This window comes from Clostridium sp. CMCC3677, assembly GCF_023845585.1.
Lineage (GTDB): Bacteria > Bacillota > Clostridia > Clostridiales > Clostridiaceae > Clostridium > Clostridium aquiflavi.
In genome coordinates this window covers 49688-61629 of the sequence record NZ_JAMQHS010000006.1, presented here as the reverse complement: position 1 = coordinate 61629, position 11942 = coordinate 49688, and the positions used below count along the sequence as shown (strand labels likewise).

Sequence of the window (11942 nt, the reverse complement as noted above, 5' to 3'; positions counted from 1 at the left end):
GAATTAACATGAATAAAAAGAAGTTTATTGTGATTTTATCTGTAGTTAGTACGTTATTAATTGGAGGAACAGCAAGTTTTGCTTGTACTAGAAATGTAAGTGCACAAGCAGTAACTACACAAGCAATTGAAGGTACTAAAGAGGATACAGAGTCTAAAGATGCAAATACAGAAGTTAATCAAGTAATTCCAGAAGCTAATGATCAAAAAGTAGAATCTACAGATGCAGCAGCATCTAAGGTAAGTAATGAAGCTACTAAAGGTAATACAGAAGTTAATACAGAAGTTAATACAGAAGTTAATGATCAAAAAGCAGAATCTACAAATACAGCAGTGCCTGAGACTAGTAATGAAGCTACAGTGAATTCAGGTGAAAATGAAGCGAAATCTACAAATAATTGCACAAATTCTTGTGCAAACACGTCAGATAATACATGTAGCACTGATTGTACAAATTCAGAAAATAATTGTTCAAATTCTTGCGCAAATGGATCAGATAACAAATGTAACACTGACTGTACAAACTCAGCAAACGGATGCACTAGTGCAGAAAATCAATGTTCAAACGTTAAAGTTATAGAAGGTCAAAATTCATTTAATGGTAAAGGAACTTGTCAAGGAACTTGCCCAACACAACAAATGATACAAAGTTGCCTAAATAAAAAATAAAGTAAAAGATTGAAAATATTCCCCAAATAATAATATTAGATAAAGTTAAGGGAAGTATTGAAACCAATTGCTAATAAAGTTGTTGACAAATTTCATGCAGGTACATATACTAATATAATATTAAAAAAATTATAACAATTGAATAAGAATCAGTAGGTGAGGTTACCATAGGGATACTGGTTGCTGCCTCGGAGTAGTGGAGACACTATGAGAAGGTTAGCAGGATACGTTGATTTTAAGGCGTATTCTAATTTGCCCTATGAAGCTAAAGCTTTAACGAAAGGTTTATTTATAACGTGTATTTTATGTCCTCGTTCAGTTTTTAGCTGAGCGAGGATTTTTATTTTATAAGGAGATACAATGAAAAAGATATTTTTTATAGGAGATACTCATTTTGGAGATAGTCAGATTATTGATTATGAACAAAGACCATTTGCTAATGTAGAAGAAATGGATATAGAATTAATTAATAGATGGAATTCTGTTGTAACAGATGATGATACAGTTTTTATGATAGGTGATTTTTCTCTTTATCCTAAGGAAAAGACTACAGAGATATGTAATAAATTAAAAGGGCAAAAGATCTTGATTGTTGGCAATCATGACAGTAATTCAGAAGAATATTATTATGAATGCGGATTTAAGAAGGTATATCAATATCCAATAATTTTGGATGAATTCTGGATGATTTCACATAAACCATTATATTTAAATAAAAATATGCCTTATGCCAATATTTATGGTCATGTACATGGAAATGAAATGTATGTTGATTATTCAAAACAATCATTTTGTGCATGTGTAGAACGTATAAATTATACTCCTATTTCTTGGGAACAAATAAAAGAAAAGATGAACCTTTTCTCTTAACTTAATAGGTGAATATTTAAAAATTCATATACTTTTAAAAAAATAAGTTCTCCAAATAAAAAAATACAAACTTATTATAGTTTTATTTAAGGTTTTGGAGAATTGCAATATTTAACACATATTATTATATTTAATATAATTTATTTATACATATCAACATAATCAATGTACTTATATTTATTAAACCAATTATATGTTGTTTTTAATATTAAATATATTTTTTGTTTTTATAAATTATGTGAACAATTACAGGGAAATATAAAATTATGAATATAAAAAATTTAAAAGCTGTATATAAAAAATAATTTATCAAGAATTAAATTAAAAGATTTATTACTTTTGTTTGATGTAGTATGACTTTAGCGTTGATGGGAATTTATGGTGATATGATACAAGCAAGATTAAGCTAATTTAAAATTTCATAAAGTGGAAAAAATTAAATTTACAATGACCTTATTTTATGAAATAATGTAATAATGAATTTTTAGTAAGCAAGAAGTGAGTGAGGTAACATAATGAAAATAGGATTTGATCATGAAAAATATTTAGAGGAACAATCAAAGTATATCTTAGAGAGAGTTGATAGCTATGATAAGCTATATTTAGAATTTGGTGGCAAACTTTTTAATGATAGACATGCAATGAGAGTTCTTCCAGGATTTGATGAAAATGCAAAGATTAAATTACTGCACAAGTTAAAAGAAAAAGTTGAAGTAGTAATATGTGTTTATGCAGGAGATATAGAAAGAAACAAAATAAGAGGCGATTTTGGTATTACATATGATATGGATGTCTTAAGACTTATTGATGACTTAAGAACTTATGAATTAGAAGTTAATAGTGTAGTTATTACAAGATATAATGGTCAACCAGCGACTACAGTATTTATAAATAAGCTTGAAAGAAGAGGCATCAAAGTTTATAAGCATAAATCAACAAAAGGATATCCAACAGATGTTGATACAATAGTTAGTGAAGAAGGTTACGGACAAAATCCATATATTGAAACTACAAAACCAATAGTAGTTGTAACAGCACCAGGTCCTGGTAGTGGAAAACTTGCTACTTGTCTTAGTCAATTATACCATGAATCAAAAAGGGGAAATGCTGCGGGATATTCTAAGTTTGAAACATTCCCAGTATGGAATGTTCCATTAAAACACCCATTAAACATTGCATATGAAGCTGCAACAGTTGATTTAAAGGACGTTAATATGCTTGATTCATTCCATATGGATGCATATAATAAGGTTACTGTAAATTACAACAGAGATATTGAAAGCTTTCCAGTGTTAAAGAGAATAATAGAAAAGATTACAGGTAAAGAATCTATTTATAAATCACCAACTGATATGGGCGTTAACAGAGTTGGGTTTGGAATAGTTGATGATGATGCAGTTAAAGAAGCATCAAAGCAAGAAATAATAAGAAGATACTTTAAAACTGGTTGCGATTATAAAAAAGGATATGCAGATAAAGAAACTTTTGATAGATCTAAATTAATAATGGAAGAAGTAGACTTAAAGGAAACTGATAGAAAAGTTGTTCTTCCAGCTAGAGAAAAATCTGCAAAGTTAAAAATGGCTACAGATGAAAATGAAATTTGTCCAGTAGTAGCATTAGAATTAAATGATGGAACAATTTTAACAGGAAAGAGTTCAGATTTAATGGATGGAGCTGCAGCTGTAACAATTAATGCTATAAAATATTTAGCTAATATTTCAGATGATATATACTTAATTTCACCTGTTATATTAGAACCAATAATGAACTTAAAATCTAAGACTTTTAATGAAAAGAATATATCATTAAATTGTGAAGAAGTTCTTACAGCGTTAAGTATTTCAGCAGCAACAAATCCAACAGCACAAGTTGCTATGGAAAAATTACCTTTATTAAGAGGTTGTCAAGCTCACGCTACAACTATATTATCAAGAGCAGATGATACAACTTTAGGAAAATTAGGAATAGATGTAACATGTGATCCTAATTATCCATCAGAAAGTCTTTATTATAATAACTAAATTGTTTATTTAAAACAGAGCTTTAGTTAAAAATTAAAATATCAAAAGACTGTAATGAGATTTGTATAAAAATAAATCTTATTACAGTCTTTTATTTTATTTCAAATTTTTTAACTTCTCTTTGAACTAATTAAGCTGAATGAGGTTTTACAAATGAACCTTTTCCAGTTATGAAGAAATTCCTACATTCATTTGCCAGAATTTTTTCAAGTGCCCCTGCAACTTCCCAGATTTCTTCTGGTGTTCTTTTTGGATTTATAGATGAAAAATTTTTCTTATTGTAAATAGGAACATCTGATTTGTCCTCTCCTTTTTATACCTCGATACCAAGGGTATAACCAGTTTGAATTTTGCTAATAGCCATGATGTTTTGCCTCCTTTAATTTGATTTCATATAGGATATATGTGTTGGATTGAAGAATTACATGGTAGGGGGAATTTTTCATAACAAATAATTTTAATTGATATGAAATTCATGATTTGTATATTAATTTATTTGATAGAAAAGTAGTTGTTAATTTGTAGTATTTTTTAGGAAGGTTATAAATAAGGGGTATTGAATATATGTAATAATAGGAACTAAAATCTACTTTAATATTTTTCTTATCTTATTTTAATTAAGAAATCTTTACTTTTTATTAACAATGTTAAATTTATATTTTTAGTAGTAATTTATAGGAGATGATACCTTGTCAATGCAAACATTAGGGGCAATTATTATATTAATGGGAGCAATGAATATTTTATTAGCTAATATATTTCCAGATAAAAATAACGTATATTTATATAAATTATATTATTCTATTTTAGGAGTGGTAATTATAATTTTAGGGCTACTTTTAGAATTAGGTATTATAAGTGGTGAAATTCTTATAATATTAGCAGGAATTTTACTGGTTGTTAGTAAGGTTATAGAGTACAAGTTATTTAAATTAAAGTAAGAGATTGATATGACAACATATTAATAACTCTAAAATTGGGAGGAGAGGATGTTATGAAGAAAAAATAGTTATTCTTATTATAATGTGTTTTATTTTTATATTAATTGGATGTAAAAATAAAAATCAGGGTGAAATCAAATTTTCTAATTTAACGCAAAAGGAAGCAAGTTTATTAAAGTTAATTGAAAATGAAGCTGATTGTAAGATTTATGATTATGTTTTAAATAATAATGTGAAGTCAATACATGTGAATTTTAAAACATTAAATTCTAATGGTGAGTGGCAAGGAAATGGGGGAGCATCTTCTGATATTAGTAGTACAGAAGGTAGGATAGCTATTTCGAGTTTTAGAGATGAAGGAAATTTGCAAATTTCTATTGAAAATGGGGACGGGATAGTTAAGTTTAAATCTAATGCAGAATTGTATGATAATGCAAAAGGAATGACAAGAGCTATGGTATTGAATGAAGAATGTGATTTTGTTTGTGAGAAGGAAATACCTTTAGTAATGCAAATTATATCAAATGTATCTGAAATAGGAATTAGCATGAATAATTTTTATGATACTGATGAGTTAAAGGATTATGATATAGTGAATGCAGTTACAGTTACATTTTCAGAGGATACGATTAATTAAGATGTTTATTTTTTATTAGATGCTTCATTTTAATTTGCTAAATTTTGAAATATTTGATGGTTTGCTAAACAGTATTTTAAATGTTGTACTTATTTTGATTTATCGAATGTTAAAATATTTGTGATTTGAATTCTAAAAATCTAAAATTTTTAAGAAGAAAAGAAGTTTAGATTTTTAGAATAAATAAATTTTAGAATTTAAGAATTTGCTTGTGAAATGCGTGTTTAATCACCACATTCTTCTTTATATAGACTTTCTAAATAGTAATGATCTGTTAGTTTTTTTGTTAAGTTATCCCATGAATAAATTCTTCTTTGAAGCTCTATTCCAAACTCACGTTTCATTTTAATTTTAGATTCATTTAAATGAGGTTCATTTTCAAATTCCTCAAAACTTTTTAATTTTTGTGTTTCATAATCTGTAAGAAAGGAAATAATGTATCTTCCATGTTCTTGTGATTGCTCTTCTAAGTCAAATTTTATGGTATTAATAAGGCCACATATTACAAAGTGTTCTTCATAAAGTCCTTTGGCTCCATATGATCGTAACTGTTTATAAAATTCATCTTTTAACTCTATTAAATACGGAGTATTGTTAATAACACCTTCTTTTGGAGCGTATTTTTTCATTAACCTAAATCCTCGTGCAATTCCTCCAATGCTTCTTATAGCAGTATTGGTTAAGTCAATGGCATCTGAAATATATTCTTTAGTATTAATTTCTTCTATAAATGTATCAAATGCTTTTATGAAATTTTCTATAAGTAATCCTTCACTTAAGGAATCTTCTTGTCTTACTTCTTCTCTTAATGTTTCTCTAATTATGAAGAAATCACATAGTTCTTCTAACTCACAATCAGACATATTATCATCATCTATATTTAAAATAAGCTCATTAACTTTTCTTGTTAAAGTTGGCTTGAGATCTTCAATATTGGTACTATCTAATTTATTTAATAAATCTTTTATTTCTTTATAAAACATATTTTCCTCCTAAAAATTTTTGCTCATAGCTTTATGTGTGTAAGGTATATAATAGGAAATTATTCGGTTTTGAAGTTATTTATATATTAATTGATTTTATATAAAATGTATCTTTTTATTTATATAAAGTTTATTAATATGACTTCAGTGTATTTTTTTTATTTGCTTTGAAATGTATCTCTATGATAAATTGATTATAACATATTTTGTAAATGTAAAGGTGCTTAGAATTTCTAAGGGGGTAAAATAGAACTTTAGATGTTGTTTTGGGGAGAGGAATATGTTGCTTAGCGAGGAATGAGATTAGCAACATAGCCCACATTTCCATAGGAAATACGTTCCTCAGAAATTCTCGCAGTTATAGGTAACTTGTTTGAATATTTAAATGATAAATATGATGATGATAAAAAGCTTAATGAGGAGGTATTAAAGATGACTAAAACTTTATATGATCCTGAAGTTGAAAAAAGGGGAATAGAAAAAGGAATAGAAAAAGGTGAAGAAATAAAAGCAAAGAAATCAGCAGAAAATCTTTTAAAGCTTGGAGTAAGTGAAGAAATAGTGGCACAAGGAGTAGGACTTACAATAGAAGAAGTAAGAGAAATAAAAAAATTACTTGTTCATTAATAGTAACTTTTAGAAATATTCAATAAATAAAAATTAGTAAACAAAGAAAAATGGCTGTACTACAAGGTATTTAAACCAAGTAATACAGCCATTCTTATAAATAAATGGTGCCGCTAGCCGGATTCGAACCGGCACGATATCACTACCAGAGGATTTTGAGTCCACCACGTCTGCCAATTCCATCATAGCGGCATATTCATATTGTTGAACAAGTGATATTTTACCATAGTATAAAATATAATTCAAGTTAAATCTTTTAAGTTTTTTTTATCAAAATTTTTAAATAAAGGTTGTTACATAATAAATCATTTGCTAGAATAGGAATAGGGCATTGATATCCCGGTGGGATGTTTTTAAGCCCAGTACTATATTAAAAAAGATAAATTTTAAGTTTTTATTATAGTACTTATCTATTAATTAGGGAGAGGAGCAAATTTATATGATGTATTCAAAAGAAGTTGAAGAAATGTGTGTAGTTGCTAAGGGTCCTAATCACGGACCAGCACCAATTCCTGCAGAAGGAAAATGGGTACAATCTAAAGAAGTAACTGATATATCAGGATTAACTCATGGAATAGGTTGGTGTGCACCACAACAAGGAGCTTGTAAATTAACTCTAAATGTTAAGGACGGTATAATCGAAGAAGCTTTAGTAGAAACAATAGGATGTTCAGGAATGACTCATTCAGCTGCAATGGCTTCAGAAATATTACCAGGAAAGACTATATTAGAAGCATTAAACACAGATTTAGTTTGTGACGCTATAAACACAGCTATGAGAGAATTATTCTTACAAATAGTTTATGGAAGAACTCAAACTGCATTCTCAGAAGGTGGATTACCAGTAGGAGCAGGACTTGAAGATTTAGGAAAAGGTCTAAGATCACAAGTTGGTACTATGTACGGAACTCTTGCTAAAGGACCTAGATACTTAGAAATGGCTGAAGGATATGTTACTGACGTAGCTTTAGACGAAGATAAAGAAATTATCGGATACAAATTCGTTAATTTAGGAAAAATGATGGAAAACATAGGCAAGGGTATGGATGCTAATAAAGCATTAGAAGAAGCTAGAGGACAATACGGAAGAGTTGCTGACGCTGCTGAATTAATGGACCCAAGACATAAATAATTATTTGTAAAGGAGGATTTTTATTATGGCAATATTTGAAAGTTATGAAAGAAGAATTAATCAAATCACTCCAGTACTAGAAAAGTACGGAATGAAAACTCTAGAAGATGCGCAAGCAGTTTGTGAATCAATAGGAATTGATCCATGTACAATAGCTAAAGAAACTCAACCAATAGCGTTTGAAAATGCTGGATGGGCTTATACTTTAGGTGCTGCTATAGCTATAAAGAAAGGTTGCAAAAAAGCTGCTGAAGCTGCTGAAGCAATCGGAGAAGGATTACAAGCATTCTGTATCCCTGGATCAGTTGCTGATGATAGAAAAGTTGGTTTAGGACACGGAAACTTAGGAGCTATGCTTTTAAGAGAAGAAACTAAATGCTTCGCATTCTTAGCAGGACACGAAAGTTTCGCTGCTGCTGAAGGTGCTATCAAAATAGCTGAAAAAGCTAACAGAGTAAGAAAAGAACCATTAAGAGTTATATTAAACGGTCTTGGAAAAGATGCTGCATTCATAATCTCAAGAATTAATGGATTCACTTACGTTCAAACTAAATTTGACTACTACACTGGAGAAGTTAAAGTAGTTAAAGAAAAAGCATACTCAAACGGAGAAAGAGCTAAAGTAAGATGTTACGGTTCTGACGATGTTAGAGAAGGTGTTGCTATCATGCATATGGAAGGCGTTGACGTATCAATCACTGGTAACTCAACTAACCCAACAAGATTCCAACATCCAGTTGCAGGAACATACAAAAAAGAATGTATGGAACAAGGTAAGAAATACTTCTCAGTAGCATCAGGTGGTGGTACTGGAAGAACTCTTCACCCAGATAACATGGGAGCAGGTCCAGCTTCTTACGGTATGACTGATACTATGGGAAGAATGCATTCAGATGCACAATTCGCAGGATCATCATCAGTTCCAGCTCACGTTGAAATGATGGGTCTTATCGGAATGGGTAACAACCCAATGGTAGGATGTACTGTTGCAGTAGCTGTTGCTGTTGAAGAAGGAATGAACAAATAGTCTTTTGACTAATTGTTAAAGCTGAGTAATTAGCTTATATGAATACTCACATTTATAGATTTTAGGATCTGTGAATGTGGGTATTTTTTGTATAAATTTATGTTTGGTAACAATTAGTGTTATGATAAAGAATTTAGAGTTTAATAATGAGGTATTTGGAAAAATAGGTTTTAATATATTTGAAGAGGTGTAATTTTAATGTTAAGATATGTGTAATAAAGAATAGCTGGGGGCTTAGTATGAATAGTATAGAACATGATAAAAATTTATTAGTAATAGAAGCCATTGAAGGTTTTGCATATAATCATAACATAAGTAGTAGTAAGGCTTTAGATATATTTAATAGGTATGATATTATTAAGTTAATACGTTCTCAATATGATGTTTTACATACTCAAAGTTTAGAGGAAAGTATAAATTTTGTTGAAGATGTAATTAGGAGAAAAGGATATGTTAATTAATAATGAATTAGTATTATTTCATGGAACTAATACAGTATTTGATAAAATAGATTTAAAGAAGTCTAAAGATAAACTAGATTTTAGGAGATATGAATATGATGAACAAATATTCATATAAAGGACAAGATATAACTTTAGATATTATAATGAAGATTGAAAAAATTATTAGCATTATATGTGAAAAAACAGGGGAAACATTTGAAAAAGTCCTTAAAAAATTTTATGAATCTAACACATATAAAGCACTTGAAAACACAGAATCTGTTTTATGGGCTGAAAGTTCTCAATACATTGTTGATGAATTATTTAGAGAATGGGAGAAAAAATATAATATTAGCTCACATTGAAATGATGGGTCTTATCGGAATGGGTAACAACTTAGATGGTAGGATGCACTGTTGCAGTAGCTGTTGCTGTTGAAGAAGAAATGAACAAATAGTCTTTTGTTGTTACAACAAAATATTAATTTGTCAACGGATTGTCAACGGATTTATATATGCATTAATAACTCATGTTGATATAGATGAAAAGAGTAACTTTTTAGTTGCTCTTTTTATAGAATGGTACCTATAGAGTGGACACTTAGAAAAAAGTATCTCCTCTATAGGTATTTTTTGTGTTCTTTACATGGAATGTTAATAATATCAATATCAATTATATTGGTATTATTGATATTGATAGCATTAAAACATAATTCTAAAAATTGTGAATTTAATATTGAACTTAACATAAAGGGTTTTAAATTATTTTGGAATACGGGAGTTTATGTTGATGAATTTAATACATCTTTAGATGTTGTATTAGGTGGAGATTTAGCACTTATTATGGATTGGATAAGGCTTGGTATTTTATTACTAATAAGCATTTTATCTGGTATAAATATATTTAAGAAATAGTTGATAAATAAAAGTTAATTCTAGAGAGGCATTTGAAAATCCAAGAAGATAATCATTTATTGAAAGAATAAAGATAGTCTAGAAATAAGATTATTTTTTGCTTATATAATAAACGTTTTGAAGAAGATAAAACTTTAGATGAATTACGTGAAGTGGGAAATAAAGATAATAATTCATGTAGAATTGAAAATAATTATAAAAATAATAATGAGTCACATGTAATAGAAAATGGGGGAAATACTATTAGTAATGTGGTAAGTAATATAGACAGTCTTTAAGTTAATGCAGGAGAGTTACTTAAGTATTATGAAAGTATCACAGGAGTAATTGGTGGACTTAACTTATGTTCTCTTAAGCTAGCTATTTCTAGTCATGGATATGATAATGTTAAGATGGCAAGTAATAAGGCATTAGAGTTTACTAAGGAAAATATGAATTACATTAATGGCATACTAAAAAATTGGAGAAAAGAATGGTATCCAAGTAAATATGACAAGTTTAAAGGAAAGGATAAAAAGAAGAGTTCATGATAAATCAAAAAGAAAGGGTACTAATTTGAAATTTAATAATTTTGAACCTAGGGAGTATGACTATGATGATTTGGAAAAGAGGCTATTAGGGTGGTAATGTAATTAATACCTAATGTTTTGGGTGTTAAGTATATAGAAGGAGAAATAAAATATGAATATAAACTTGAAAAATAGATATAACAAGCTACAAGAAGTAATATTGTGTTATCCAGTAAATTATAAGGTAGAAAAAAAGGAAATAAATAAAGAAATAATGTTTAAGCAGTACAATAACTTCATAAATATACTATCACAAGAGGGTATTGTAACTTATTTTTTAGATCCTAAGTATGGAATATCTCAAGTTTATACAAGGGATATAGCATTTGCTATAGATGAGATTTTATTTATAGGAAAAATGAAGGCTAAAAGTAGGACTGAAGAATATAAAGCCTTAGAAGAATTCTTTAAGGGGAATAATATAAAAGTAAAAAAGATAAATAATTTTATAGAAGGAGGAGATGTGGTGTTGCATGATAACACAGTATTTGTAGGACAAAGCAATGCAACATCAATAGAAGGGATAAATGAACTTGAGAAAATTTTAAAGGAAGAAAATAAAGATTATAAGGTTGTACCTATAAGATTTAATAAGGAGGAAATGCTGCATTTGGATTGTGTATTTAATGTAATATCACAAGATAGTTGTGTAATTAGTGATTATATATATGATATGGATATTATAGAAAAGAGTTTCAAGAAGTGTTATTATATAGAAAAAGAAGAAGCAAAGAATTTAGCAGCAAACTTTATAACAATAGGAAATAATACTGTAATTTCATCTAGCAAAAAACTATGTGAAATCCTTGATAAAGATGGAATAAATGTGATTTATATAGATTACTCAGAAATAATAAAGGGAGGTGGAGCATTGACTTGCACAACACTTCCAATATCATCTAAATAAAACATGACGTTTGGACTATGAGAAAAGAAATTCAGTTGGAATTATATAAAAAATATTATAGTATTTAATTATACGTGACACTATTATTATATAAATAATTTAATGAAAGTAAAGGAAAGAAAATAATGAAAATATATTTAAAAATGCATCCAAAGAATCGAATTAACTCTGTGCACATAAAATGATGGGCGTTGTACAGA

At 28.5% G+C, this 11942-nt stretch carries 16 protein-coding genes, 1 tRNA gene, 1 pseudogene and 1 riboswitch; of the genes and pseudogenes, 15 read left to right on the top strand and 3 right to left on the bottom strand.

The window, feature by feature from the left end; translation table 11 throughout:
• Window positions 1-8 precede the first annotated feature (8 nt).
• The 3 genes from NG901_RS08645 (at window position 9) to NG901_RS08635 (ending at window position 3562) form a co-directional block, all read left to right on the top strand.
• Window positions 9-668, top strand: coding sequence for a hypothetical protein (locus tag NG901_RS08645; protein WP_252213647.1), 660 nt, complete (start codon window positions 9-11; stop codon window positions 666-668).
• Window positions 669-809: 141 nt separating this feature from the next.
• A riboswitch (M-box (ykoK) riboswitch) is annotated at window positions 810-960 on the top strand.
• Window positions 961-1028: 68 nt separating this feature from the next.
• A complete protein-coding gene (locus tag NG901_RS08640) occupies window positions 1029-1538 on the top strand; it encodes a metallophosphoesterase (protein WP_252213645.1) in 510 nt (169 codons plus the stop codon).
• Window positions 1539-2053: 515 nt separating this feature from the next.
• Window positions 2054-3562, top strand: a complete 1509-nt coding sequence (locus NG901_RS08635) for a DUF1846 domain-containing protein (RefSeq protein ID WP_252213643.1) — start codon at window positions 2054-2056, stop codon at window positions 3560-3562.
• A 130-nt stretch (window positions 3563-3692) separates the two neighbouring features.
• Here NG901_RS08635 and NG901_RS17305 read toward each other — a convergent pair.
• Window positions 3693-3860, bottom strand: a pseudogene (locus tag NG901_RS17305) (DUF1659 domain-containing protein); the annotation flags it as partial.
• A gap of 397 nt (window positions 3861-4257) precedes the next feature.
• On the opposite strand from NG901_RS17305, the gene NG901_RS08630 reads away from it, so the two are divergent.
• Both NG901_RS08630 and NG901_RS08625 read left to right on the top strand, forming a co-directional pair.
• Complete coding sequence (locus NG901_RS08630) at window positions 4258-4503, top strand: hypothetical protein (protein WP_252214020.1); 246 nt, start codon at window positions 4258-4260, stop codon at window positions 4501-4503.
• Window positions 4504-4585: 82 nt separating this feature from the next.
• On the top strand, window positions 4586-5140 hold the full coding sequence (locus tag NG901_RS08625; RefSeq protein WP_252213641.1) for a hypothetical protein: 555 nt from the start codon (window positions 4586-4588) through the stop codon (window positions 5138-5140).
• A gap of 224 nt (window positions 5141-5364) precedes the next feature.
• On the opposite strand, the gene NG901_RS08620 is transcribed toward NG901_RS08625, so the two are convergent.
• A complete protein-coding gene (locus NG901_RS08620; protein WP_252213639.1) occupies window positions 5365-6123 on the bottom strand; it encodes a hypothetical protein in 759 nt (252 codons plus the stop codon).
• A gap of 432 nt (window positions 6124-6555) precedes the next feature.
• Here NG901_RS08620 and NG901_RS08615 point away from each other — a divergent pair, with 432 nt between their 5' ends.
• Complete coding sequence (locus tag NG901_RS08615; RefSeq protein WP_252213637.1) at window positions 6556-6750, top strand: hypothetical protein; 195 nt, start codon at window positions 6556-6558, stop codon at window positions 6748-6750.
• Window positions 6751-6855: 105 nt separating this feature from the next.
• Here the strand turns inward: NG901_RS08615 and NG901_RS08610 are convergent.
• Window positions 6856-6942, bottom strand: a tRNA-Leu gene (locus NG901_RS08610).
• Window positions 6943-7189: 247 nt separating this feature from the next.
• On the opposite strand from NG901_RS08610, the gene NG901_RS08605 reads away from it, so the two are divergent.
• From NG901_RS08605 to NG901_RS08570, 9 genes are all read left to right on the top strand, one after another.
• Window positions 7190-7882: an iron-sulfur cluster assembly scaffold protein gene (locus tag NG901_RS08605; protein ID WP_017826199.1), complete on the top strand. Its 693-nt coding sequence runs from the start codon at window positions 7190-7192 to the stop codon at window positions 7880-7882.
• A gap of 25 nt (window positions 7883-7907) precedes the next feature.
• Entirely contained in the window at window positions 7908-8909 is a 1002-nt protein-coding gene (locus tag NG901_RS08600) for a GGGtGRT protein (RefSeq protein WP_252213635.1), read from the top strand.
• Window positions 8910-9148: 239 nt separating this feature from the next.
• Entirely contained in the window at window positions 9149-9370 is a 222-nt protein-coding gene (locus NG901_RS08595; RefSeq protein ID WP_003372001.1) for a DUF3791 domain-containing protein, read from the top strand.
• Window positions 9360-9488, top strand: a complete 129-nt coding sequence (locus tag NG901_RS08590) for a DUF3990 domain-containing protein (protein WP_252213633.1) — start codon at window positions 9360-9362, stop codon at window positions 9486-9488. Before NG901_RS08595 ends, NG901_RS08590 begins: the two co-directional genes overlap by 11 nt.
• Window positions 9466-9717, top strand: coding sequence for a hypothetical protein (locus NG901_RS08585; protein WP_252213631.1), 252 nt, complete (start codon window positions 9466-9468; stop codon window positions 9715-9717). The genes NG901_RS08590 and NG901_RS08585 overlap by 23 nt, the downstream gene beginning before the upstream one ends.
• A gap of 285 nt (window positions 9718-10002) precedes the next feature.
• Window positions 10003-10266 (top strand): hypothetical protein, encoded by a 264-nt coding sequence (locus tag NG901_RS08580; protein ID WP_252213629.1) that lies wholly within the window; start codon window positions 10003-10005, stop codon window positions 10264-10266.
• Between the two features lie 152 nt (window positions 10267-10418).
• Window positions 10419-10544 carry a hypothetical protein gene (locus NG901_RS17155; RefSeq protein WP_286675187.1) on the top strand — a complete coding sequence of 42 codons (126 nt, stop codon included), beginning with the start codon at window positions 10419-10421 and terminating at the stop codon, window positions 10542-10544.
• A gap of 36 nt (window positions 10545-10580) precedes the next feature.
• Window positions 10581-10796, top strand: coding sequence for a DnaD domain protein (locus NG901_RS08575; RefSeq protein WP_353847552.1), 216 nt, complete (start codon window positions 10581-10583; stop codon window positions 10794-10796).
• Window positions 10797-10947: 151 nt separating this feature from the next.
• Window positions 10948-11742 carry a dimethylarginine dimethylaminohydrolase family protein gene (locus tag NG901_RS08570; protein ID WP_252213627.1) on the top strand — a complete coding sequence of 265 codons (795 nt, stop codon included), beginning with the start codon at window positions 10948-10950 and terminating at the stop codon, window positions 11740-11742.
• The last annotated feature ends 200 nt before the right edge of the window (window positions 11743-11942 follow it).